Origin of the sequence: Roseivivax sp. THAF30 (assembly GCF_009363575.1) — a bacterium.
GTDB lineage: Bacteria > Pseudomonadota > Alphaproteobacteria > Rhodobacterales > Rhodobacteraceae > Roseivivax > Roseivivax halotolerans.
In genome coordinates, this window is record NZ_CP045389.1 from 976,013 (window position 1) to 1,000,247 (window position 24,235).

The following is a 24,235-nucleotide window of genomic DNA, read 5'->3' on the forward strand; positions in this document are numbered from 1 at the left end:
TGTGCATTTTAGAAAGATCTGTCCTTGAAACACAGGGAACATGTGCGTCAGCGCGCGAAATCTTCAGGATCATCGGGGCAGGGAATGCGTTAAACCCACAAGATGCCCAAGGGCAGAGACTTGAAACCGCAAGATCGGCTTCACATATGGAATGTTAAGCCGATATACATCTGGCTGAATGGAGGGATGGGATGAGCAATTACGCGAATCTTCCGGCGCCGTCCCCGGAAGCGGGACTGAGCCGTTACCTGCAGGAAATTCGGAAGTTCCCACTTCTGGAGCCTGAACAGGAATACATGCTGGCGAAACGCTGGGTCGAGGATCAGGACACCCAGGCGGCGCACCAGTTGGTGACGAGCCACCTGCGCCTCGCGGCAAAGATCGCGATGGGCTATCGCGGCTACGGCTTGCCGCAGGCCGAGGTGATCTCGGAGGCGAATGTCGGCCTGATGCAGGCAGTGAAGCGCTTCGATCCCGAGAAAGGCTTCCGCCTTGCCACCTATGCCATGTGGTGGATCAGGGCTGCGATCCAGGAATACATCCTGCGGTCCTGGAGCCTTGTGAAGCTCGGCACGACATCGGCGCAGAAGAAGCTCTTCTTCAATCTCCGGAAAGCAAAAAGCCGGATCGGCGCGCTCGAGGACGGCGATTTGCGGCCAGAGCACGTCCAGAAGATTGCCAATGATCTCGGCGTGACCGAGGACGAGGTGATCTCGATGAACCGCCGCATGGCGGGCTCGGATGCGTCGCTCAACGCTCAGGTCGGCCAGGAGGATGATTCCTCCATGCAATGGCAGGACTGGCTCGAGGATGAGGACGCCAACCAGGCCGATGATTACGCCGAGAAGGACGAGCTCGACGCACGCCGCGCGATGCTGGCCGAGGCGATGGACGTTCTGAACGACCGTGAGAAGGATATTCTGACGAAACGGCGGCTCGCGGAGAACCCGCAGACGCTGGAGGACCTCTCTGGCGAATACGATGTCAGCCGCGAGCGGATCCGTCAGATCGAAGTGCGCGCCTTCGAAAAGCTGCAGAAGCGGATGCGCGACCTGGCAAAGGAAAAAGGGATGGCGGCCGCAAGCTGACGCCCGAACCCCTCTGAACGAAAGATGCCGCCGGGCCAAGTGCCCGGCGATTTTCGTTTATTCGGCTTCGCGCACGATCATCACGGAAGCATTGGCGTGGCTCGCAACCGCACCACCATTCGATGACCAGAAATAGTCCGCGAAATTCGGACGGTGCGACGCCATGATAACCAGATCGGCGTTGATTTCTTTCGACGCTTCTACAAGCGCGTGGTCCAGATCTGCGGTGGTGTCGTGCAGGATCAGCGCATGCGCGTCGGCTGTGTAGCCGCCGGCCTGACCCTTGTCCTTCGCGAAGCTTGCGAGCTTTTCACGAAACTCGTCCGGGCTGTGCGCGATCTCTCCCGGTGTCGCGTTGCTTGCGGATACGAAGGTCACCTTCGCGTCGTGATGCTTGGCTTCTTCGGCAGTCACGGCAAGTGCCCGCTCCAGCCGGTCGGTGTGACGAAGATCCACGGGAACCATGATATGCGAGAACATTGTCGAGCCTCCTTTCAGTCTGGTCGTGCAAGCGCACGATGAATGGCGACTAGGGTAAAAACGGTCAGGCTCCGGGGCATTGTTCCATGTCAATTCATGGGGTTGCCGTACCGCACCCCGCGGTCCACCTTTCCTCAACGACAGAATGACGCAGAACGGAGGGCGCGAGATGGGTGAGGCAGTCAGGTGGGGAATCCTCGGAGCGTCGAAGTTCGCACGCCAACAGATGGGCCCGGCGATCCACATGGCACGACGGGGCCGGCTTGGGGCGATCGCGACCTCGTCGCCCGACAAGGCTGGCGCCTTCGAGGAATTCGCCCCCGGTGTGACTGTGCATCAAGGCTACGATGCGCTTCTCGACGATCCCGAGATCGATGCGATCTACATTCCCCTGCCGAACGCGATGCATGTGGAGTGGAGTCTCAAGGCGCTCGAAGCCGGCAAGCACGTCCTGTGTGAGAAACCGCTTGCCCTCAAGGCGGAGGATTTCGATGCGGTGATCGCGAAGCGTGACGAGACCGGGCTTCTTGCGGCAGAAGCCTACATGATCGTGCACCACCCCCAATGGCAGCGGGCCCGCGAGCTCGTGCAGGGCGGCGAGATCGGCGCGCTGCGCGAGGTCACGGCGCAATTCTCGTTCTTCAACGACAACATGGACGATATCCGCAACCAGAAGGGTCAGGGCGGCGGCGGCCTGCCGGATATCGGCGTTTATATCTTTGGCGGGGCGCGGTTCGTGACCGGGGAAGAGCCCGAAGAGATCCTTGCGGCCGACCTCGACTGGCACGCAGGCGTCGACACGCGCGCCCACGTGTCAGTGCGCTTTCCGTCTTTCCATTATGCCGGATACGTCTCGACCCGGATGGCCCCGTTCCAGCGGGTGACATTCCACGGCGAGAAGGGTGCACTGACCCTCAGCGCGCCGTTCAATCCGCAGGTCTTCGGCGAGGCAAGGATCACGCTGGAACTGGGGCAGGGCGTCGTGCGGGAAGAGCGCTTCCCTGATGCGAACCACTACGTCTTGCAGGTCGAGGCCTTCAATCGAGCGGTTCTGGATGGGGCGATCTATCCGTGCCCGCTCGAGTTCTCGAAAGGAACGCAGCGCATGATCGACATGGTCTACGAGAAGGCCGGGTGACGGACCCGGCCCGCGCACATCTACTGCTTGAGGTTGACGACTGTCTTGTCAGCCTCGCCGCGCTGGCGTTTGGCCTTGGGCTTCGCGGTGCGGCTCTCTTCGGAATTCGCGTCGATGAAATCGAGGACAAGCGGCCGGATGTTGTTGCGCCACTTGCCGCCCGCGAAGATGCCGTAATGACCCGCGCCGGGTTCGAGGTGGCTCGCCTTCATTTCGTTCGGAAGTCCGGTCAGAAGATCGAGCGCCGCGACGCATTGGCCGGGCGCGGAGATGTCGTCATTCGCGCCTTCGACGGTCTTGACCGCGACATTCGTGATCTTGCCGATATCGACATGCTTGCCCTCGACGGTGAAGGCGTTCTTGGCGATCTCGCAATTCTTGAAGATCCGCTCCACGGTGGACAGGTAGAATTCCGCCGGCATGTCCATGACGGCGAGATATTCATCGTAGAACTTGTTATGCTTGTCGTGATCCGACGCTTCTCCGCTGGCGACGCGGAAAATCTGATCGTAGAAGGCCTGGGCATGCGTATCGGCGTTCATCGCCATGAACGAGGACAGTTGCAAAAGGCCGGGATAAACCCGGCGGCCGACCCCTTGATACTTGAAGCCGACGCGCTGGCACATGCTCTCTTCGAGCTGGCCCATCGTGACGCGTGCACCGAAATCGGTGACATCTGTCGGCGCGGCGTCGGGGTCGATCGGTCCGCCGATGAGGGTCAGCGTGCGCGGCTGCGCGTCGGGATCCTCAGCGGCGAGGTAGGCGGTCGCGGCGAGCGTCAGCGGCGCGGGCTGGCAGACGGCGATGACATGTGTGTCCGGGCCAAGTTCGCGCAGAAAATCGACGAGGTAGAGGGTGTAATCCTCGATATCGAACTTGCCCGCACTGACCGGAATGTCCCTCGCATTGTGCCAGTCTGTCACATAGACTTCGCAGTTAGGGATGAGGGATTTCACCGTGGACCGGAGGAGGGTCGCGTAATGACCGGACATCGGCGCAACCAGCAGGATCTTGCGAGGCTGCTCGTCCCGGCCGGCCACGTCGAAATGGACAAGATCGCCGAAAGGTTTCTCGAGAATGACCTCGGGCTGGACCACGTGATCGCGTCCGTCATCGCCCGTGACGCTGTCGATGCCCCAGTCCGGCTTGGCGATCATGCGCTCGAACGCGCGTTCGGTGACCTCTCCCCAGGCGGCCATCCAGCGAATACCGGGATGCGGAATGAGCGCGAGACCAGGATAGGAGGCCATCGTGCGCGCTGTTGCGCCGAGCCATTGGTTCGTGTTTCGAACCGTCTCCATCATGTCGTAGAGAGCCATGTGCCGCATAATGCCGTGTCTCCTTTCGCCGGTGAGCCTGTCACAGGCCGCCGCGATCGTGCGGCGCCGACGAGAATTGCTGCGTAGCAGCGAAGGTAGGGGGGAATCTGCCGAATGACAACCGAGACGTTCGATCAAGGCGAAAACCTGGAGCGGTTCAACCACAACCTGAATCGTATCGAGGAGCTTTCACAGCGCCTTGTCTCCGTGATGACGCATCGCAAGCCGCTCGACACCTCGCTGCAGGGCCCGGACCAGGATCTCTACGCCAAGGCGATGACGGGGTATATGCAGGCCTGGATGCAGAACCCCGCAAAGGTTCTCGAGCACCAGATCTCCTACTGGGGCGAGACGGTGAAGCACTTCGTCGAGGCGCAGCAGGCCCTCGCCGCGGGCAATCTCAAGGCACCCGAAGATCCCGGTCCGAAAGACAAGCGCTTCGCGAATCCGCTTTGGGATCAGCACCCCTATTTCAACTTCATCAAGCAGCAATACCTCATCAATTCCCGCGCCATCGAACAGGCGGTGGCCGATATCGACGACATGGACCCGAAGGAAAAGCGGCGGCTTTCGTATTTCGCGCGGCAGATCGTCGACATGATGGCCCCGACGAATTTCCTGTCCACCAACCCCGACGCTCTGGAAAAGGCCATCGAGACCGAGGGCGAGAGCCTTGTGAAGGGGCTCGAGAACCTCATCTCCGATCTCGAGGCCAACAACGGCGAACTTGTGGTGAAGCTCGCGGACGAGGATGCCTTCAAGATCGGTGAGAACATCGCCACCGCCGACGGCGAGGTCGTCTACCGCAATCGGATGATGGAGATCATCCAGTACACGCCGACGACCGAAAAGGTGAAGGAGACGCCGATCGTCCTTTTCCCGCCCTGGATCAACAAGTTCTACATCCTTGATCTGCGCGAAAAGAACAGCTTCATCCGCTGGGTCGTGGATCAGGGCTACACGCTCTTCGTGGTAAGCTGGGTCAATCCCGATCACGACTATCGCGATGTCGGGCTCGATACCTATATCGAGGAAGGGTTCCTCACCGCCATCGAAGAGGTGAAGTCGATCACCAACCAGAAGCGGATCAACGCGATCGGCTACTGCATCGCCGGGACCACCCTGTCCCTGACACTCGCGCTGATGAAAAAGCGCAAGGACACCTCGATCAAGTCCGCGACCTTCTTCACCACGCTCACCGATTTCTCCGACCAGGGAGAGTTCACTCCCTTCCTGCAGGACGATTTCATCGACGGCATCGAGGAGGAGGTCGAGAAGACCGGCGTTCTGCGCTCCTTCATCATGGCGCGAACCTTCTCGTTCCTGCGATCGAACGACCTGATCTACCGCCCCGCGATCCAGAGCTACATGATGGGAGAGACGCCGCCCGCGTTCGATCTGCTCTACTGGAACGGCGACGGCTCGAACCTTCCGGCTCGAATGGCAGTGCAATACCTGCGGCGGCTGTGCCAGGACAATGCGTTTGCAAATGGCGAGGGCATCGAACTGATGGGCGAGACGCTGAGCATCGACGATGTCTCCGTGCCGCTGATCTCGATCGCCTGCGAGACCGACCATATCGCGGCCTGGAAGGATTGCTTCCGGGGCGTGAGCCTCATGGGGTCCAAGGACCGCACCTTCATCCTGTCGGAATCGGGTCATATCGCGGGCATCGTGAACCCGCCGTCCAAGAACAAGTACGGTCATTACATCAACGACGATTTCGACGGCACGGCCGATGAATGGAAAGAAAAGGCGGTCTATCACGAGGGGTCCTGGTGGCCTGTCTGGGAAAGCTGGGTGGCCAAGCGTTCGGGCAAGTGGATCGCTGCGCGTCAGCCCGGCGATTCGGAGCATCCCTCGCTCGGCGCGGCTCCCGGCACGTATGTGATGACGAAATCGCGCAAGGTCGACGCGTGATTTTAAAGGCAAAGCAGGGGCTTATGACCTAGGGTCAAGATTTTTGCCGCACTGCAGCAAAAATCCTTGAAATGCTGCAGTGCAGCGTCCATATTCTTTTCAGACGCAGCGAAGCGGTTGGGTGGGCCAGCCGCAGCAGCGATGAAAGGAATTGAACGATGGCTAAGCAGCAAGATTTCACTGCGATGATGAAAGACATGATGGGCTCCTTCCCGGTCGACACGAAGGCAATGGAAGACGCCTTCAAGACCCAGGCGACCCTGAACGAGAAGCTCTCGGGCGTTGCTCTCGAAGCGGCTGAGAAGTCCGCCGAGCTGTCCTCCAAGTGGACCAAGGACACGCTGTCCAAGATGAGCGAACTTTCGAAGGCCAAGGCAGAGCCGGCCGACTACGCCAAGGCGATGACCGATTTCGCATCCGCTCAGGCAGAAGTTACCGCCGAGCACATGGCCGCCTTCGCCGAGATCGCGAAGAAGGTCCAGATGGACACCGTCGAGCTGATGATGGCCGCTGGCAAGGACATGTCCGAAGATGCAAGCGCCGCCATGAAGAAGGCGACCGCTGACATGACTTCGAACGCCAAGAAAGCGACCGCAGCCGCGAAATAATCGCGACTGAAACGAACAGGATCCGCGCTCACTCTCCTCCCAAAATCTGAGCGCGCGACTGAGGGCGGACCTGACGGGTCCGCCCATTTTATTTCGCGGGTGCGAGACGAGGCTTGCTCAATTCATCGGCGAAGGCTTAGGCTTGCTGCACCGCAGATTTTGGGAGGTCCCGAGTGTCCGAAACCGAAAAGCCGCTTCTGATCAAGCGTTACGCCTCGCGACGTCTCTACAATACCGAGACGAGCGATTACGTCACGCTGGAAGATATCGCGGGGTTCATCCGGGATGGGCGCGAAGTTCAGATCATCGATCTCAAATCCGGGGACGACCTGACACGGCAATACCTTCTCCAGATCATTGCCGAGCATGAAAGCCGCGGCGAGTCAGTCCTGCCGATCAACGTCCTCAACGACCTCGTTCGCAGCTACACGAGCCAGGCCTCCACGATGGTTCCGCAGTTTTTGGCCCAGAGCTTCGAGATGTTCCGCGACAGCCAGTCGAAATGGGTCGAGAACATGAGCGCCATGAACCCGATGGCCACCATGCCCGGCTTCGAGGCGATGCAGGCGCAGCAAGAAGCGTTCATGAAGGCGATGACCGGCGGCAAGTCGGGCCAGTGGTCCGGCCCGTCGCCCGACGACTCGCAGCCTGCGACGGCGAAGAAGGGCGAGTCCGAAGAGGATATCGAGGCTCTGAAGAAGGAATTCGCCGAACTTCAGGCCAAGCTGTCGAAGTTGGGCAAGTAGCGCGTCAGGTGCCGTAGGCGCAGGCCGGGGCCATCGCGGTTTCGGCCGCGGCCAGAAGCGCGTCCGCGACCGCGCCGCACTCCTCCACGGTCAGGCGCGCGGGCAGCCGCGTGTCGCAGGCCCGGCGCAACATCGCGCGGGTTTGCGGCAGATGGAACGTCTCGGGCAGGAAATGCCAATTCCAGAAAGCGCGCGCGTTGTTTTCGCTCATCCCGAAGACCTGCACTTTGACGCCTTGCTCGCCGGCGGCGGCGACGAAGGCGGTGACATCGGCATCGCTCATGCCGCGCAGGCTGAACTGAAGCGAGTCCGGCGCACGTTCCTCGGGGTCAAGTTTCTGCGGGACGTGGAACCAGGGCGAACTGCGGAGCCGCTCGGCCACAAGGTCATGGTTGCGCCGCCCATCCGCGACCCGGCGCGGAATCTCGGCAAGTTGCGGCCGGATGATCGCCGCCGACAGGTTCGAAAGACGCTGGTTGTAGAGCGGCAGCTTGTTCTGCCATCGCGCGAAAGCGTCGGTCAGAAGCCCGTGCTTCTTCCAATTGCTTTCATACGCGCCGGACATGATGACGGCGCGGGCGATGATCTCGGGATCGTCGGTAACGAGAAGTCCGCCTTCGCCCGCATTCAGAAGCTTGTAGCTCTGGAAGCTGAAGCAGCCGATGTTCCCCAGGGTCCCGATGTTCTGTCCGTGCCATGTCGTGCCGAGGCTGTGAGCCGCGTCCTCGACAACCGGGATGCCGCGCGCCTCGGCAAGGCGCAGGATCGCATCCATGTCGGAGGTATGCCCGCGCATGTGGCTGATGATCACCGCCGAGACACCCTCGAGCTTGGCTTCGAAATCGGCCATGTCGATGCGGTAATCGTCGCCGACCTCGCAGAGGACCGGCACGCATTCGGCATGAATGACCGCCGAGGGCACGGCAGCGAAGGTGAAGCCGGGGATCATGACCCGGGCATCCCGTGGCAACCCGAGCGCCTTCAACGCGAGGAAAATCGCGGCCGAACAGCTCGACACGGCCAAGGCAAAGCGGCTGCCCAGCATATCCGCAAACTCGCGCTCGAGAAGCGTGACAGGGCTGTCTTCGGACGCGTGATAGCGGAACAGGTCGCCGGTTGCGAAAAGGCGATCGACCTCCGCGCGTGCGGCTTCGGGAATGGGCTCGGCGTCGTGCATGTCGGGGATGCGGGTCATGGCGCGCTCCTTCGGCAAGTTGCCGCAGTGTTACTTGGCCCCGCACCCTGCGCCAAGCGGTAAAGGGTCGCGGGCGATACGCTTCTCTCAGACGCCGAGGCGATCGCGCAACGCATACCAGCTCATCGCAAGCACGAGAAGTGGCGTGCGCAGGGCTCCGCCTCCCGGAAAACGCGGCGTGGGCAAAGCCGCCATCGCATCGAACCCGTCCGTCTCGCCGCGGATTGCGTCGGCCATGAGCTTGCCTGCCTGCGTGGCCGAACCGACGCCGTGACCCGAATACCCCGAGGCAGAAAGGATGCGCTGGCCGGGCCGGGCGAGATAGGGAAGGCGTTTCATCGTGATTGCCAGCGTTCCGCCCCAGGCATAGTCGAGCGCGACATCCTTCAGGCTTGGAAAGATCTCCAGCATGGGCTTCGAGACGAGACCGCGAATATCTTTCGGGAAGCGGTAGCCGTAGCTCTCGCCTCCGCCAAAAAGGAGCCGCCCGTCCTCGCTGAGCCGGAAGTAGTTCACCACGAACTTGTCATCGGCGACGGCCACATCGCGGGGCAACACCTCCGCGACACGCTCGCCCAGCGGTTCGGTCGCAACGATGAAGTTGTTGATCGGCATCACCCGCGCCGCGACCTGACCCGACAGCCCGCCGAGATAGCCGTTGCAGGCGAGGATCACATGCTCGGCAGTGACGCGGCCTGCATCAGTCTGCACCAGGGCGGGCGAGCCGTCTTCGACGTGATGCACTTCGGAGCCTTCGTGGATGCGAACGCCCGCCGCAAGGCAGGCCGCGCGCAGACCGAGGGCAAAGCGCAACGGGTGCAGATGTGCCGCGTCATGGTCGATCACACCGCCCCGATAGGCCGGGGAGGCGCAGACCGCGCGCCAATCCTCGCCGCGCAGCGCCTCGAGGTGGGTGTAGCCGTAGACCCGTTCCATGTGTTCTGCATGGTCGAAACCGTCGCGGACGCCGGTGTCGGACGATACCGCTTCGGCGACGCCGGGCGTCAGGTTGCACGCGATCCCATGCCGCGCGATCAGCGACTTCACCAGCGCTTTCGCCTCTTCGCCGAGAGCCCAGTAGCGCCGCGCCTCATGCGCCCCGAGCATCTTCTCGAGCGAGAGCTGGTCCACACGTTGACCGGAGCCGAGTTGTCCGCCATTCCGACCCGATGCGCCGAAGCCCGCGCGATGCGCCTCGAGCAGCACCACGTCGCGCCCGGCCTCGGCCAAATGAAGGGCCGCGGACAGGCCCGTGTAGCCCCCGCCCACGACGCAGACATCCGCACGGGTCTCGCCACGCAGGGGCGGTTCGGCCTCGGGCAGTTCCGATGTCGCAGCGTACCAGCTTTCGGGGTAGGCCCCGCGCGCATCGTTGGCGTGAAGAAGGTTCATCGGGCGCAGCGCCTCAGACGTTCAGAAGCAGGTGCTCGCGCTCCCACGGGCTGATGACCTGCAGGAATTCCTCATATTCGGCGCGCTTCACGATGGAGTAGACCCGCGCGAATTCGGGCCCCAGCACCTTGTGCAGCGCGGTCGCCTCGTCGAAGAACTCCAGCGCCTGACCGAGAACGCGGGGGATGTCGCCCTCTCCGTCATAGGCATCGCCCTTGAACTGCTTGGAGGGCCAGCGCTCCTCCATCATGCCGAGATAGCCGCAGGCGAGCGAGGCCGCGATGCCGAGATAGGGGTTGCAATCCATACCGGCGAGCCGGTTTTCCACCCGGCGGCTTTCCGGTCCCGAGATCGGGATGCGGATGCCCGTCGTGCGGTTGTCGCGGCCCCATTCGAGATTGATCGGTGCCGCCTGGTCGCGCACATAGCGCCGGTACGAATTGACGTATGGTGCCAGCACGGCGATCGCCGCGGGCAGGTGCGTCTGCAGCCCGCCGATGAAGTTGAAAAACGCGTCGGTCTCGCCGCCCTGCGGGCCCGAGAAGATCGACTTGCCGGTCTCGATGTCGTTGATCGAGTGATGGATATGCATCGCCGAGCCGGGCTCGTCCGCAATGGGTTTCGCCATGAAGGTCGCAAAGCAATCGTGGCGCAGCGCCGCCTCGCGGATCAGCCGCTTGAAGTAGAACACTTCGTCGGCGAGCTTCACCGGATCGCCGTGGCGCAGATTGATCTCGAGCTGACCCGCGCCGCCTTCCTGGGTGATGCCGTCGATCTCGAAGCCCTGCGCCTCGGCGAAATCGTAGATATCGTCGATGACCGGGCCGAATTCATCCACGGCGGTCATGGAATAGGCCTGACGCGCCGCGGCGGGCCGCCCGGTACGGCCCATCATCGGCTTGATGTCCTGCGCCGGGTCGGTGTTTCGGGCGACGAGGTAGAATTCCATCTCGGGCGCAACCACCGGCTTCCAGCCCTGCGCGTGATAAAGATCCACCACCCGCTTGAGGATGTTGCGCGGCGCGAAGGGAATGGGCCGCTCCTTGCGGTCGTAAGCGTCGTGGATCACCTGCAGTGTCCAGTCGCCGGTCCAGGGCGCGGCAGTCGCGGTCGACATGTCCGGCAGGAGGATCATGTCGCGCTCGATGAAGCCCTCGTCCTCGTCGGCGGCCTCGCCCCAATCGCCGGTGATCGTCTGGAAGAAGATCGAATCCGGCAGGTGGAAACTCTTCTGTCGCGCGAATTTCGAGGCCGGAACCGCCTTGCCGCGCGCGATGCCGGGAATGTCGGCGATGATACACTCGACCTCGTCGAGCCTGCGCCCCTCGAGATAGGCGCGCGCAGCGTCCGGGAGACCTTCGGTCCAGTCAGTCATCAGAAAAGCTCCTCACCGCGGAAAAAGCGGTCGAATTGGTCGGCGATCTCGGCGCTTTGAAGCTCGGTACCGAGGCCAGCCTCGGCGGCCTCGAGCTGACCTTGCGGCACGACGCCGGGGCCGCGCTTGTCGATAAGGCCCTTGACGAATCCGTCTCCGAATTCTGGGTGCGGCTGGACGGTATAGATATGGTTGCCATAGACCAGCGCGGCATTGGCGCAAAAATCGGACTTCGCCACGACGCGCGCCGCTGCCGGAGCTTCGACTACCTGATCCTGGTGCCAGGCGTGAATGGTGCGGGGCCCGTCGGCGAAGTCGTAGCGCTGCGGTCCCACCGACCAGCCGCCTGCGAATTTCTCCACCTTGCCGCCGAGGGCCTGCGCGATGATCTGGTGGCCGAAACAGACGCCGATCATAGGCCGTCGGCTGGCGTCGATCTCCCGGATGAGCGCCTCGAGCGGCGCGATCCAGTCGTGATCTTCGTATGCGCCGTGTTTCGAGCCGGTGATGAGCCAGGCCTCCGCCGCGTCCGCACCGGACGGGAATTCGTTCTCGACGACGTTCCAGGTTTCGAACGTGAATCCGCGCCCCGCCAGGAGCCGCTCGAAAAGGTCCGCGTATTGGCCATGTTCCTCTGCCAGCGCCTCGGCCACGAGCCCGGTCTGCAGGATGCCGATCTTCATCAATCTCACCGATCTTGTTCGTCGCGGAAGGTATGGCCCGCCTCCGCTTCGGGCAAGGCGTCGCGCTCAGACCGTGTCGAGGTATATCTCCACCTGCTCTTTCGGGGACAGCTCCGCCATGTAATGCCGCTCCTGTTTCTTGGTGAGCAGGTAATTGCGTATGAGCTCTTCGGGGAAGATGCGCGGCATGATCTCGCTCTTCTCGAAATGTTCGATCGCATCGGACCAGTTGCCCGGCATGTGATCGAGATCGAGCGCGTAGGCATTGCCGGTGATCGGCTCGGGCGGCTCGCGGCCATCCTCGATCCCGTTGAGCGCAGCGCCAAGGATCGCGGCGAGCGAGAGGTAAGGGTTCACATCGCCGCCCGAGACACGGTGCTCGATCCGCCGCGCGGCGGGCGCGCCCGAGGGCACCCGGATTGCCGCGGTGCGGTTCTCGTAGGCCCAGCAGAGCCCGGTCGGCGCATGTGCGCCCGGCACGAGCCGGTCATAGGAATTGAGATGCGGCGCGAAGATCAGCGCGGAATCCTTCATCGCCGAGAGGCACCCTTCCACCGCGTGGCGCAGCGTGTCGGTGCCTTTTGACCCGCCATCGTCGAACACGTTGCGCCCCTTCGCGTCCAGCACCGAGAAATGCGCGTGCATGCCCGATCCGGAATAATCCTCGTAGGGCTTGGCCATGAAGGACGCCGCGAAGCCGTGCCGCCGGGCGAGACCCTTCACGAGCCACTTGAAGAGCCAGGCATCGTCCGCGGCGCGCAGCGCATCGTCGCCATGCATGAGGTTGATCTCGAACTGTCCGAGCCCCGCCTCGGAAATCGCGGTATCGGCGGGAATGTCCATCGCCTCGCAGGCGTCGTAGAGATCCGTGAAGAAGATATCGAACGTGTCGAGGGCGCGGATCGACATCGTCTCGGCCGCCTTGCGCCGCTTGCCGGACCGCGGAGAGATCGGCACCTCGAGCGTGCGCCCTGAATCGTCGATCAGGAAGAATTCAAGCTCCACCGCGACGACCGGTGTCAGCCCCCGCGCCTTGTATCGGTCGAGAACGGCGCGCAGCGCATGGCGCGGATCGCCCTCATAGGGCCGCCCGTCCTCGCGGAACATCCAGATCGGCAGAAGGGCAGTCGGCGCCTCGAGCCAGGGCATGGGAAGGAAGCCGCGCTCTGTCGGGAAGAGAACGCCGTCCCGGTCGCCGCTTTCGAAGACGAGCGGGCTGTCGTCGATATCCTCTCCCCAGATATCGAGGTTCAGGACCGACACCGGAAAGCGCGTGCCGTTCTCGACGATCTTGTCGGCAAAGCGCGATGGCACCCGTTTGCCGCGCGGCTGACCGTTGAGGTCGCAGGCCGCGACACGGATCGTGCGGACATTCGGGTTCTTCCGAAGGAAATTCTTCATCTGGAGCGAGGACATGCGCCACCTGTCAAAATTTGATCAAATCTGGCACGTGCCGCGTCGGCAGGCAAGGGGGCGCTAGCGAATGAGGTTCATCCGCAGCTTGAGCCTGCCCCGCCGCGCCTGCGGCAGATGCCGGTTGAGCCTGCGGTTCGCGAGCCCGAAAACTCCGATGATCGTCAGCGTCAGCAGGATGAAATAGCCCGCAAGGATCGGGTAGGGCACGAAGGGATTGAAGGTCTTGTCGGCGAAATAGCTCGCGTAATACAGCGCATCGCCCTTCTGCTGCCGCGTTGGAAAGCCCGAGAAAAAGACGAGCGCGGTTGCGTGAAAGAGAAAGATCGCCTCGTTCGTATAGGCCGGCCAGGCAAGCCGCAGCATTGTCGGCCAGGTGATCCGCCGGAAGCGCGTCCATCCCGTGAGACCATAAGCGTCGGCGGCTTCCAGATCGCCCTTCGGCACCGACAGAAGCGCGCCGTAGAAGATTTCTCCCGAATAGGCGGCCGTGTTCAGGAACAGCACGATCAACGCGCCGAGCCAGGCGGAGGTAAAGGGGTCGAAGAACGGGTAGGAGGATTTCAGCGAAAGGAAGACGAAATACGCGAAGAAGAACTGGATGAAGAGCGGCGAGCCCCGGAAGATCAGGATGAACCACTCGGACGCCTTCCGGGCGAACGGGTTCCGTGCAGCCTTGCCGACGGCCACCGCGGTCGCGAGAAAGAAACCGGACAGAAGCGCGAGCGTGCCGAAATAGATGTTCCAGATCATGCCCGAGCCGATCAGCACGACTTGCTGGCAGAGCGTGAAATCCGAGCGCGGCAAGAGCCGCTCGCCGATGCCCAGCGAGCGCAGACCGTAATCGGCCAGGGTTTCCCAACAGCTCATGCGCCCGCCTTCCGCTGGGCTTCGCCAGCGAGGGTCGCCTGTCCGCGTGTCAGGCGGGTCATCAGCCGGTCGAGGACAGTCTCGGAGAGCTTGGTGAAGGCGAGGTAGAAGACGAGGAGGGCCAGGAAGTACCACATCCGCCAATCGCCATGCGGATAATCGGTGAATTGCGGGGTCTTCGTGCCGCCGAGGTCGCGCGCCCAGTAAACGATATCCTCGACCCCCAGAAGGAAGAGGAGCGGCGTCGCCTTGATCAGAACCATCCAGAGATTCGACAGGCCCGGCAGCGCATAAACCCACATTTGTGGCACGATGATGCGCCGGAAGGTTTGCGACCGGGTCAGCCCGTACGCCTCCGCGGTCTCGACTTGCGCGCGGGGCACGGCGCGCATCGCCCCGTAAAGGACGTTCGCGGCGAAGGCACCGAAGACGATCGCGAAGGTCAGGACCGCGACAAGAAATCCGTAGGTCTCATGCACCCATTGCGGCGCGGTCGAGAGCGGCAGCTTGGCCTCTGCACAGACGATGAAGTCCGAGCCCTGACGGATCGGCTGGTCCCAATCGGGACAGCGGATCTTGTGGCGGATCCACTCGAAGCCCTGGTCGAGGGCGATCACGAAGAACAGGAAGAAGGCGATATCCGGCACGCCCCGCACGATCGCGATATAGGCCTTGCCGATCCACGAGACGGGCGGGATGCGCGAGCGGGCCGCGACAGCTCCGCCGAAGCCCAAGAGGAGCGCCGCAGGCGCGGTGATCGCCAGAAGCAAGAGCACCGTGCCAAACGCGCCATAGAACGCCAAGTGCTTGCCCGTGGTCAGGTAACAGGCAAACCAGGCGAGACCGTCGAGCGTCCCGGGATCTGTGCAGAAGGCGAACATGTCGATGTGTGAGGGACGGGCCGCCGAGGGCCCGTCCCCGTCTCAGTCAGTAGGTGGTGATCTCTTCGCCGAACCACTTCACGAGCATCTCGTTCAGCGTTCCGTCTTCCTTCATCTCGCCGATGATGGTGTCGAAGGTCTCTTTCAGCTCGGTGTCGCTTTCGCGAAGACCCATGCCGATCCCGCCGCCGAGCGGAACCGGGTCGCCGACGAACATCAGCTCGCCGCCCGACGCATCGACAATCGGCTTGAGGAAGTCGTAATCGGCGAAGACCGCATCCGCCTCGCCGTTGCGAACGGCTGCGACGGTCTCTTCAGGGGTGGCGAACTCGATCAGTGCCGCGCCGCCTTCAGCGACATGCGCCGCCTGGATCGTGGCGGTCTGCGCGGCGACGACGCCACCCTCGAAATCGGCCTCCTCACTCGCGCCGACATAGGCACTCTCGGTCGGCGGGTAGTAGTTCTGGGTGAAGTCGATGACCTCGTCGCGCTCGTCGGTGATCGACATGCCGGCCATGATCGTGTCGTAGTTCGAGGAGACGAGGTTCGGAATGATCGAATCCCAGTCGTTCGACACCCATTCGCAGGTCAGCTCGGCGCGTGCGCAGAGCTCGTTGCCAAGCTCGATCTCGAAGCCCGCAAGCTCGCCGTTGTCGTCGATGTAGTTATACGGAGGGTAAGCGCCCTCGGTGCCCATGCGGATCACATCCTGGGCAAAGGCGGCGGACGCGGTGAGCGCCAGCGCGGCACCCGTCATCATAAGAGTTTTCATGGATCGTCTCCCTGTTTTCATGGTTTTTTGCTCGTATCAGGCCTGCATGGTGGAGCTCAGAAAGCCCCGGAGCCTTTCGGATTTGGGTGCGCCGAACAGCGCATCCGGTGAGCCTTCTTCTTCGATGAGGCCCTTGTGCAGGAACACGACGTGCTTGGACACATCGCGCGCCATTTTCATGTCATGCGTCACGATGAGCATCGTTCGCCCCTCGCGCGCAAGATCCTTGATGACTTTCACCACTTCCTGTTCGAGCTCGGGATCGAGCGCGGATGTCGGCTCGTCGAACAGAAGCGCTTCGGGTTCCATGCAAAGCGCCCGCGCGATCGCCGCGCGCTGCTGCTGCCCGCCCGAGAGCTGTGCCGGATAGGCATCGCATTTGTCACCGATCCCGACCTTGTCGAGATAGCCGCGCGCGGCCGCCTCGACCTCGCCGCGCTCGCGTTTCAGGACGGTGAGCGGTGCCTCCATGACGTTCTGCAGGATCGTCATGTGTGACCAGAGATTGAACTGCTGGAACACCATGGACAGGTTGGTGCGGATTCGGAGCACCTGCTTGGGGTCGGCCGGGTGCCGGTCATGGCCCTTGCCGCGCCACGCGACGGGTTCGCCCTTGAAAAGAATCTCGCCCTGCTGGCTGTCTTCCAGGAGGTTCGCGCAGCGCAGAAGCGTGGATTTGCCCGATCCCGACGATCCGATCAGTGAGACCACATCGCCCCGACGCGCTTCGATATCGACGCCCTTGATGACCTCGAGCGCGCCATAGGCCTTGTGAAGATCTCGGATGGCGATGACGGGGGCTTGGTCGGTCACGGGAGGGGGCTTGAACCTCGGATCGTTGCAATCAGCCCGAAGGAGAGGGGATTTGCGACGCTTTTGCAACGTGAAAGCGCAGATCCATCTGGATGCGGGGGCCGGGTGACGAAAGGTCAGCCCGGCAAATGCCGCTTCACGCGCCGCTTTGCCCCTGCGCGCTGTGGCGGGCGCGGGCGCTTTCCTGGTCGGTCAGGCCCAGAAGGCTTGAGACGAGACGCAGCAGCGAATCTTCCTCGGGATCGCGAGACCCGTCAGCCAGAACGACCGACCACAGCGCCTCGACCACGGCGAAGCGATGGTCGTAGGGCACCGCATCCTTGATCGCGCGGGTGAAGCGAACGGTATCGGGCGCTTCGGCCTCTAGCGCTTCGGCATCCTTGCGAAGCGCGACGGCGTCTTCCGCCCCGAGCCCGTACCGGGTCTCGACGATCCGGTCGATACGCGCCCGCTCGTCAGGGTCGAAATGCCCGTCGGCGCGCGCCACACGAACGAGAAGGGCGGTCAGCGCCAGCCGGGCATCCTCGTCGGCCAGGGGTTTCGGCTCAGGCTGGATCAGCCGGGAAAGGAAATCATTGAACATGCGTGTCAGATAGTCAGAAGAGCGTCGATGTCCAAGCGATCAGATCTGCCCGGGGCGCCGGGGCGTGACGCCGTCGAGGCCGAGGCGGGCGGCGAGCGAGGCTTGCAGGCGCTTGGAGTCGCGGGGGCGGCGACGACGCACCTCCTCGGACATGCAATCGGCCAGCGAGCGCCGCTCGACCTCGGGCACATGTGCGGAAATGAGCCGCGCGAGATCCTCGCCGGGGCGAACGGCGGTGGCGAGTGCCTCGCAGATCGCGCGCATCTCGGCGGCTTCCCGGCGCGTCAGCTCGAACCGGCGGGCGAGAATGGTATCGAGCTCCGCACTGCCCAGCACGTCGGGGGGCAGATCGCAGCGCGCCGCGTGCACGGCAAGCGCCCCGAGCGCCAGCGGCGTATCCGCGGGATCGAGCCAGGCCGCATCCGGCTTGTTCAACCATAAAAGGAGTCGCTTCGACATCACTCCACCTTGCCGGGTCTCCTCGCACGCGTCGTTCCGCGCGTTTCGGCACGGTACCGATCGAGCCTGTCCGAAGAATGCAAGTTTGTCTATAAGACTTCGGCAAGGCCGCTTTTGCGTCAGGGAGTGTGAATAAGCCGCTCGATTTCAGCTCCCGCCTCGGGGAGGCCCCAGGGCGGATTGACGACGAACATGCCCGAGCCGACCATCGCGTGACCGGGCCGCGCGGGCGGGAAGCGCACCTGGTGATCGACGGCGTCCGGAAACGCCGCCTTGAGCGCGCGCAACATGCTCTCGTGCCGCGCATCGGTCAGGATCGGGTACCAGAGCGCCAATATCCCGACATTCCACTTCTTATGAAGCTGCGCGAAGCGTTTCGGGATCGCGTCGTAATCGGCCTTCACCTCGTAGGACGGATCGCAAAGAAGCAGACCCCGGCGCGGCTCGGGCGGGGCGAGGCTTTGTGCCAGCGCGAAGCCGTCCTCGTGATAGACCCGCGTTCCCCGCGCGACAGTGCGTTCGAGCGCGTCATGCTCGGCCGGGTGCAGCTCTGCGAGATGCACGGCATCGCCCGCGCGCAGCAGCGTCTCCGCGACGAGCGGCGAGCCGGGATAGGCGCTCGGCCCGAACCGCGCGCGCACCTCTGCAAGGACGCGGGCGAGGGGATGGCCCTCGGGCAGCTCCCGCGCCTCGACCCCCGCCGCAGCCTCCCCGGTCTTGCGCGCCTCGGCGCTCGACAGATCGTAAAGGCCGCGCCCCGCATGCGTCTCGATATAGCTCAAGGGTTTGTCCTTGCGGGTGAGGTAGTCCAGCATCGACGCCAGAAGCCCGTGCTTGTGCAGGTCCGCGAGGTTCCCGGCGTGATAGGCGTGCTGGTAGGACAGCATCAGGCGGCGCGCTCCCGTCGCAGGTAGATCTCGAGGGCGATGAGGTAGGGCAGGTAGAACCCCACGAAATTGAACAGGTCGAACGGCCCGGTGAAGGCCTCGGTCGAGCCGATCCCCCCGGTCGCCGCATACCAGACCCAGTAGTGAAGGCGATAGAGGAAGGAGCCGATGGCAAGCACCGTCAGCCGGAGCGCCCAGGCCCGATGCGCCGCGTGGTTCTTGTCGAGCGCGTAATAGACGGTATTCGCCGCCGCGATCAGCAGGAGCGCACCGTAAAGCGCGAAGCCCGCCGACATGAGCGGCCCGCCAATCGTGCCGCGCAGCGCGATGTACGAGAGCCCCGCGAGGCCGGTGATGGCGCTGGCGGTGAGGGTCACGTAGCCGAGACGACGATGCAGGCGCGGGCGGCGGATGCGGATCCGCTCGATCAGCTGGAACGGCGCAAGGAGGGTCGCGACGGCCCCGGTCGCCATATGCGTGAAAATGAGCGCATTCGGTAGCGGGGTCGTGAAAAGCCGCGTTTCGCTGGACAGATCGCGCGTCAGCCCCGCGAGGCCGAAGCCCGCGGAGTAGAGGACGAAGGGCAGGGCGAGAAGCGCGAGCGCGAGGATCGCAAAGGTGTAGGCGCGGGGCATGGGGCGTCGGGCGGTTTGGGTTTGGTGTAACCTATGCCAGCCGGTGCCGGTTCGCCACAGGAGCAATGCCGGGCGCGCCTGCCCGTGGGGTGGGTAGGCGCAGAGCACGTCTCTCAACAATTACTCAAGAACACTTAGGCTGAACGAGATTTTGATCTTCAAATAATTCAGACTGGGCGCGCAAGCGAATCAATCAATTCCTCCACTCATCTTTATTTTGATTGCCCTTTCAAAAACAGCATCCCCAATGGTGTTGAGCTCATCGATGGCCAGGTCTCGAATTTTGCTGAGAGTTAATATGAATGCTGCACGATCTATATTTGGGTCTTCACTCAGGGCGATATGATTGAGCTCAGCCAGTGAGATCGCTAAGTGTTTTGCGGGTTCTTCTAGCCCCATATTCGACGCGCCGGCAACTGGCGCATCAAACGCTCCTGCGTGATGGCTGAGTGCTTTTGACGCTGGATGAATTCCGCGATTAGCAACCTTGTAATGATATCTCATATGAGCTTTGTCAGCGAGCTTTTCGATATCAATAAAGCGGACGAAAGATCTTTCAGCTAACTCGGCTGCCCAGCCCCAATCTCCGGAGAAGTCTTTGCCATACTTCTCTATTACGCGACCATAATCGGCTTCAATTTTTTCAGTTATCTCAACAGGTAAGGATGTATAGCCTAGCTTAAGTTCATTTTCTTTCCGGCGTTGCAACTCTTTGTAGTCGTCGACCTTGGCGTGGTCCAAATAACGCTTTGCAACACTATCGTCGCCATTATTTATAACGCTCATCACGACTACAATTTCATGCAAAGTCCGCCAACGCGCCATTGCCCCGTCTGCAAAGCCATTCTCAATTAAGCACAAGGTCTCAGACGCGGTTCGGCAGCCGCGTCGGTGTAGAAGGCTTAGTGCAATGCGCCGGTGGTCATTGCTCGCAGTGTTTTCCACATTGAAGTGGTTGATATATGCGCTCCCAATCTCAAAAGTAGAATTAAGAATTAAGCGAATTGGGGAGAGCCCGTTTTGCCAAGTTTGAGCAAGTCTTTGCTTAAAGGCTGCTTCATTTTGTTGGGATTGTATTTCTTCAGTGGTCCATTTTCTTATTAGGGTATCGGCAAACTCGGGCGAGACTTTCTCAATTGCAGCGTTTATTGAGATTTGAACGTCTGGTAGCAATTTTTCATAATTTAGCAAAGAATCATCAAGCAATTCAAGGATGACACCTTGTTCTTCTATGCATGCAATATTCGATTCGAGTTTTCTAAAATCTAATGATGAAAGTGCCTCTTCTGTTTCAGAGAGTATTTCTTCTATTCGGTCTGGAGAGATTCTTAATCTATAGCGCGATATATTCTCACGTATATAGTCGATGCAAAATTTAGCTTGTTGTGCCGCAAGTACACTTTTTACTTCTTCTTCGAGTGAATTTTCGGTGAATAAATCCACTTACACCAACCTACTCACATCCTTCGCCGCTCTTACAAAATCCTTGAACAACGGATGCGGATCGAACGGTTTCGACTTCAGCTCCGGGTGGAACTGCACGCCGATGAACCACGGATGGTCCGACCATTCCACGATCTCGGGCAGTTTCCCGTCCGGTGACATGCCCGAAAAGCAAAGCCCCGCCTCTTCGAGCTGCTTCTTATACGTGATGTCGACCTCGTAGCGGTGCCGGTGGCGCTCGTCGATGGCGAGGGTGCCGTAGACCTCCGCGACGCGGCTGCCTTCCTTCAGCACCGCGTCATAGGCGCCGAGCCGCATCGTGCCGCCCTTGTCGTCGTCGGGGCGGCGGTTGACCTTCTCGTTGCCCTGCACCCATTCCTTGAGGTGATAGACCACCGGCTCGAAGCGTTTCTTGCCGGCCTCGTGGTCGAACTCCTCCGAGCCTGCCCGCGCGACCCCGGCGGCGTTCCGGGCCGCCTCGATCACCGCCATCTGCATCCCGAGGCAGATGCCGAGATAGGGCACCTTGTGCTCACGCGCGAATTGCGCGGCCTTGATCTTGCCCTCGGTGCCGCGCTCTCCGAAGCCGCCGGGCACGAGGATCGCGTGGAAGCCCTGAAGATGCGGGGCCGGATCCTCGCGCTCGAAGATCTCCGCATCGACCCAGTCGACATTGACCTTCACCCGGTTCCAGAGCCCGCCATGGGTCAGCGCCTCGGCGATGGATTTGTAGGCATCCTCGAGCTGCGTGTACTTGCCGACGATGGCGACGTTCACCTCGCCCTCGGGGTTGGCGATGCGGTCGGCCACGTCCTCCCAGACCGAGAGGTTCGGCTTCGGCGCGGGCGTGATCTGGAACGCGTCCAGCACCGCCTGGTCGAGCCCCTCGCGGTGATAGGCGAGCGGCGCCTGGTAGATCGACTTGAGGTCCTGCGCCGCGATCACGCTGTCCGGCCGCACGTTGCAGAAGAGCGCCAGCTTCTCGCGCTCCTTCTGCGGAATCGGCCCTTCGGAGCGGCAAACGAGAATGTCCGGCGCGAGCCCGATGGAGCGCAGCTCCTTCACCGAGTGCTGCGTCGGCTTGGTCTTGAGCTCGCCCGACGCCTTGATCCACGGCAGAAGCGTCAGGTGCATGAAGATGCATTGCCCTCGCGGCTTCTCCTGGCTGAACTGGCGGATCGCCTCGAAGAAGGGCAGGCCCTCGATATCGCCGACCGTGCCGCCGATCTCGCAGAGCATGAAATCGACCTCGTCCTCGCCGATGGAGATGAAGTCCTTGATCTCGTTGGTGACGTGCGGAATGACCTGGATCGTTTTGCCGAGATAGTCGCCGCGGCGCTCCTTCTCGAGCACGTTGGTGTAGATCCGACCCGACGAGATCGAATCGGTCATCCGCGCCGGCACGCCCGTGAAGCGCTCGTAGTGGCCCAGATCGAGATCCGTTTCCGCCCCGTCATCGGTCACGAAGACCTCGCCATGTTCGAACGGCGACATCGTGCCGGGATCGACGTTCAGATACGGATCGAGCTTGCGCAGCCGCACCGAGAAGCCTCGCGCCTGCAGAAGCGCGCCAAGCGCCGCCGATGCGAGCCCCTTGCCCAGGCTCGATACCACACCGCCAGTAATGAAAATAAAGCGCGCCATGTGCCGCAGACCCCGTGATTTGCCTCAATGTCTCGAGCGATGAGGGCATGTTTCGGCCCACCCACGGCCCGCTCAGGACCGCAGCATCACGGGATTTAGATCGTATGGGATTCGCACGCGCCTGACAAGCCGACCGCAAGATGCTGTTGCGGTCTTTTGCGTGCCCTCAAGTGATGGTGGCTATTTTGTCGCTTAGTCCGCTTGCGGAACGATGGGTCCGTCGCCATCGCTGCCGCCGCTGCCCGCGGAGGGCGGAGGCAGGAGCCCGTCGGTGTCGAGCCCGTCATCCGCCGGAGCCTCGCCAGAGCTTGCAGGAGCCGGAGAGAGCCGGTCGAGCACCGATCCGGTGGAGCTGTCCCGCGCCGCCAGGATGGTCAGCGTCAGCGAGGTCGCGATGAACGCCACGGCCAGCGCCCAGGTCAGCTTGCCGAGCGCCGTGCCCGCGGACCGCGCCGACATCGCGCCGCCACCGCCGCCCGATCCCATGCCGAGACCGCCACCTTCGGAGCGCTGCAAGAGCACCACCGCGATCAGCGAGAGCGCGAGGAGAAGGTGGACGACGAGGATGACGTTCTGCATGTCGGATACGCTTTTGCCTGAGTGCGACGGGGCGGAGATAGGCCATTCGGCCCCCGCCCGCAACCCGCGATCAGGTCTCTCCAGGATGCCGCCGGCCCCAGGAGATCCGATCCCAGATCCGCTCATGCACGACATAGGCGACAAGGGCGACACCGCTCGAGGTGAGCGCGATCGCACCGCCCTGGCTGACCGATCCGGTGAAGAGATAGCCAAGCCCGGTCATCGTGCAGAGCCCGAGCGCCTGCCAGCAGAGCGCCTTCGCTACCGTGCGCCGTGTCGTGTCCATGCTTCGCCTCCTTCTTCGCGTGATTTGGCACAGGGCTAGCAGCCTCGGCGGCGCGTGGGCCATTCAGTGACTTGTGGACAAAAAGCCAAAACTATGCAGAAAAATAGAGTATGGTTACTAAAGTCGACAAGCGCGCCCGCGCCGAGCTGTTCCGCCAGCGCCTTCGCGAGGCGATGCAGGTCGCCGGCGTGAACCTGTCCGAACTTGCGCGCCAGACCGGCGTCAATCGCTCCACGGTCTCGCAGCTCATGGGCGAGGGCGCGGCGCGTCTGCCCAATGCCCAGCTTGCCGCTGAAGCGGCGCGCACGCTCGGCGTCTCGACGGACTGGCTTCTGGGTCTGACCGACCGGCCGGAACGCCCGGGCGATGTCGTGGCGGCCGCGATGCAGATGACCACGGCCGAGCGCACACCCTCCGACGAGCAGCTCATCGACTGGGCGCGCGAGGCGGCGGGCTACAAGATCCGCCACGTGCCCGCGATGCTCCCGGACATGCTCAAGACCGAAGCGGTGATGCGCTGGGAATACGGGGATTTCCTCGGCAAGACGCCGGACCAGGCCATCTCTGCCATGCGCGACCGGATGGCGCTCGTGCGCGCCGGCGGATCCGACTACGAGATCGCGATGCCGATCTACGAGCTGACCTCGATGGCGCGGGGCGAGGGATATTACCGCAGCCTCTCGCGCGCGGCGCGGGCCGAGCAGGTCGAACAGCTCGCCGCCACCTGCGAAGAGCTTTATCCATCGCTGAGGCTGTTTCTCTTCGATGCGAGCCGGGTCTTCTCGGCGCCGATCACCATCTTCGGCCCGCTTGTCGGCGTCGTCTACGTAGGCCGCTTCTACATCGCCTTCCGCGAATCCGGGCGCATCCGGTCGCTGACCGAGCATTTCGACTGGCTCGTCCGTGAGGCCGAGATCGATGCGCGCGACGCAGCGGGCTTCCTGCGCGATCTCGCCCGCGACGTGCTCTGACGCCGCTGCCCAAATTCCGGTTTCACTGTCTCGCGCCTGTCGCTATGACGGCATC

At 62.5% G+C, this 24,235-nt stretch carries 25 protein-coding genes; 6 read left to right on the forward strand and 19 right to left on the reverse strand.

Translation table 11 applies throughout. The features are described 5' to 3' along the window. The first annotated feature begins 191 nt into the window (after positions 1-191). A complete protein-coding gene (rpoH, locus tag FIU91_RS04690) occupies positions 192-1,088 on the forward strand; it encodes an RNA polymerase sigma factor RpoH (protein ID WP_093010404.1) in 897 nt (298 codons plus the stop codon). Positions 1,089-1,145: 57 nt separating this feature from the next. Here the strand turns inward: rpoH and FIU91_RS04695 are convergent, their stop codons facing one another. After that, positions 1,146-1,568, reverse strand: coding sequence for a universal stress protein (locus FIU91_RS04695; RefSeq protein WP_152461637.1), 423 nt, complete (start codon positions 1,566-1,568; stop codon positions 1,146-1,148). Between the two features lie 169 nt (positions 1,569-1,737). Here FIU91_RS04695 and FIU91_RS04700 point away from each other — a divergent pair, with 169 nt between their 5' ends. Then, positions 1,738-2,706: a Gfo/Idh/MocA family protein gene (locus tag FIU91_RS04700; RefSeq protein ID WP_152461638.1), complete on the forward strand. Its 969-nt coding sequence runs from the start codon at positions 1,738-1,740 to the stop codon at positions 2,704-2,706. 20 nt (positions 2,707-2,726) lie between these two features. On the opposite strand, the gene phaZ is transcribed toward FIU91_RS04700, so the two are convergent. Further along, entirely contained in the window at positions 2,727-4,034 is a 1,308-nt protein-coding gene (gene phaZ, locus FIU91_RS04705; RefSeq protein ID WP_152461639.1) for a polyhydroxyalkanoate depolymerase, read from the reverse strand. 105 nt (positions 4,035-4,139) lie between these two features. On the opposite strand from phaZ, the gene FIU91_RS04710 reads away from it, so the two are divergent. The 3 genes from FIU91_RS04710 (at position 4,140) to phaR (ending at position 7,299) form a co-directional block, all read left to right on the forward strand. Beyond that, a complete protein-coding gene (locus FIU91_RS04710; protein ID WP_152461640.1) occupies positions 4,140-5,945 on the forward strand; it encodes an alpha/beta hydrolase in 1,806 nt (601 codons plus the stop codon). 158 nt (positions 5,946-6,103) lie between these two features. Next, on the forward strand, positions 6,104-6,553 hold the full coding sequence (locus FIU91_RS04715) for a phasin family protein (RefSeq protein WP_093010394.1): 450 nt from the start codon (positions 6,104-6,106) through the stop codon (positions 6,551-6,553). Between the two features lie 173 nt (positions 6,554-6,726). After that, positions 6,727-7,299 carry a polyhydroxyalkanoate synthesis repressor PhaR gene (gene phaR, locus FIU91_RS04720; RefSeq protein ID WP_093010392.1) on the forward strand — a complete coding sequence of 191 codons (573 nt, stop codon included), beginning with the start codon at positions 6,727-6,729 and terminating at the stop codon, positions 7,297-7,299. Positions 7,300-7,303: 4 nt separating this feature from the next. Here phaR and FIU91_RS04725 read toward each other — a convergent pair whose 3' ends face one another. The 17 genes from FIU91_RS04725 to FIU91_RS04805 form a co-directional block, all read right to left on the reverse strand. Then, on the reverse strand, positions 7,304-8,494 hold the full coding sequence (locus tag FIU91_RS04725; protein WP_152461641.1) for a DegT/DnrJ/EryC1/StrS aminotransferase family protein: 1,191 nt from the start codon (positions 8,492-8,494) through the stop codon (positions 7,304-7,306). 87 nt (positions 8,495-8,581) lie between these two features. Then, positions 8,582-9,886 (reverse strand): FAD-binding oxidoreductase, encoded by a 1,305-nt coding sequence (locus FIU91_RS04730; protein WP_152461642.1) that lies wholly within the window; start codon positions 9,884-9,886, stop codon positions 8,582-8,584. A gap of 13 nt (positions 9,887-9,899) precedes the next feature. Next, on the reverse strand, positions 9,900-11,261 hold the full coding sequence (locus FIU91_RS04735; RefSeq protein ID WP_152461643.1) for a glutamine synthetase family protein: 1,362 nt from the start codon (positions 11,259-11,261) through the stop codon (positions 9,900-9,902). Further along, positions 11,261-11,944: a type 1 glutamine amidotransferase gene (locus tag FIU91_RS04740; protein ID WP_152461644.1), complete on the reverse strand. Its 684-nt coding sequence runs from the start codon at positions 11,942-11,944 to the stop codon at positions 11,261-11,263. The genes FIU91_RS04735 and FIU91_RS04740 overlap by 1 nt, the downstream gene beginning before the upstream one ends. A gap of 66 nt (positions 11,945-12,010) precedes the next feature. Continuing rightward, positions 12,011-13,345, reverse strand: coding sequence for a glutamine synthetase family protein (locus tag FIU91_RS04745; protein WP_152463649.1), 1,335 nt, complete (start codon positions 13,343-13,345; stop codon positions 12,011-12,013). A 75-nt stretch (positions 13,346-13,420) separates the two neighbouring features. Beyond that, entirely contained in the window at positions 13,421-14,227 is an 807-nt protein-coding gene (locus FIU91_RS04750; RefSeq protein ID WP_152461645.1) for an ABC transporter permease, read from the reverse strand. Beyond that, positions 14,224-15,108: an ABC transporter permease gene (locus FIU91_RS04755; RefSeq protein ID WP_093010380.1), complete on the reverse strand. Its 885-nt coding sequence runs from the start codon at positions 15,106-15,108 to the stop codon at positions 14,224-14,226. The genes FIU91_RS04750 and FIU91_RS04755 overlap by 4 nt, the downstream gene beginning before the upstream one ends. A gap of 46 nt (positions 15,109-15,154) precedes the next feature. Then, positions 15,155-15,880, reverse strand: coding sequence for a transporter substrate-binding domain-containing protein (locus tag FIU91_RS04760; protein WP_093010378.1), 726 nt, complete (start codon positions 15,878-15,880; stop codon positions 15,155-15,157). A 36-nt stretch (positions 15,881-15,916) separates the two neighbouring features. After that, positions 15,917-16,693: an ABC transporter ATP-binding protein gene (locus tag FIU91_RS04765; protein ID WP_093010376.1), complete on the reverse strand. Its 777-nt coding sequence runs from the start codon at positions 16,691-16,693 to the stop codon at positions 15,917-15,919. Between the two features lie 136 nt (positions 16,694-16,829). After that, complete coding sequence (locus FIU91_RS04770) at positions 16,830-17,276, reverse strand: TerB family tellurite resistance protein (RefSeq protein WP_093010374.1); 447 nt, start codon at positions 17,274-17,276, stop codon at positions 16,830-16,832. A gap of 39 nt (positions 17,277-17,315) precedes the next feature. After that, positions 17,316-17,735 (reverse strand): hypothetical protein, encoded by a 420-nt coding sequence (locus tag FIU91_RS04775; RefSeq protein WP_093010372.1) that lies wholly within the window; start codon positions 17,733-17,735, stop codon positions 17,316-17,318. A 119-nt stretch (positions 17,736-17,854) separates the two neighbouring features. Beyond that, positions 17,855-18,622, reverse strand: a complete 768-nt coding sequence (locus tag FIU91_RS04780) for a 23S rRNA (adenine(2030)-N(6))-methyltransferase RlmJ (RefSeq protein ID WP_152461646.1) — start codon at positions 18,620-18,622, stop codon at positions 17,855-17,857. Beyond that, on the reverse strand, positions 18,622-19,257 hold the full coding sequence (locus tag FIU91_RS04785) for a DUF2306 domain-containing protein (RefSeq protein WP_152461647.1): 636 nt from the start codon (positions 19,255-19,257) through the stop codon (positions 18,622-18,624). The genes FIU91_RS04780 and FIU91_RS04785 overlap by 1 nt, the downstream gene beginning before the upstream one ends. 189 nt (positions 19,258-19,446) lie before the next feature. Continuing rightward, the gene (locus FIU91_RS04790; protein WP_152461648.1) at positions 19,447-20,700 is read right to left on the reverse strand and encodes a DUF5677 domain-containing protein; all 1,254 of its coding nucleotides are present in this window, start codon (positions 20,698-20,700) and stop codon (positions 19,447-19,449) included. Further along, positions 20,701-22,344 (reverse strand): CTP synthase, encoded by a 1,644-nt coding sequence (locus FIU91_RS04795; protein ID WP_152461649.1) that lies wholly within the window; start codon positions 22,342-22,344, stop codon positions 20,701-20,703. Between the two features lie 192 nt (positions 22,345-22,536). Further along, entirely contained in the window at positions 22,537-22,923 is a 387-nt protein-coding gene (secG, locus tag FIU91_RS04800; protein WP_093010364.1) for a preprotein translocase subunit SecG, read from the reverse strand. A 70-nt stretch (positions 22,924-22,993) separates the two neighbouring features. Then, positions 22,994-23,209, reverse strand: a complete 216-nt coding sequence (locus tag FIU91_RS04805) for a DUF2061 domain-containing protein (protein ID WP_152461650.1) — start codon at positions 23,207-23,209, stop codon at positions 22,994-22,996. 110 nt (positions 23,210-23,319) lie between these two features. Between FIU91_RS04805 and FIU91_RS04810 the strand changes: the two genes are divergently transcribed. Then, entirely contained in the window at positions 23,320-24,180 is an 861-nt protein-coding gene (locus FIU91_RS04810) for a helix-turn-helix domain-containing protein (protein ID WP_152461651.1), read from the forward strand. Positions 24,181-24,235 lie beyond the last annotated feature (55 nt).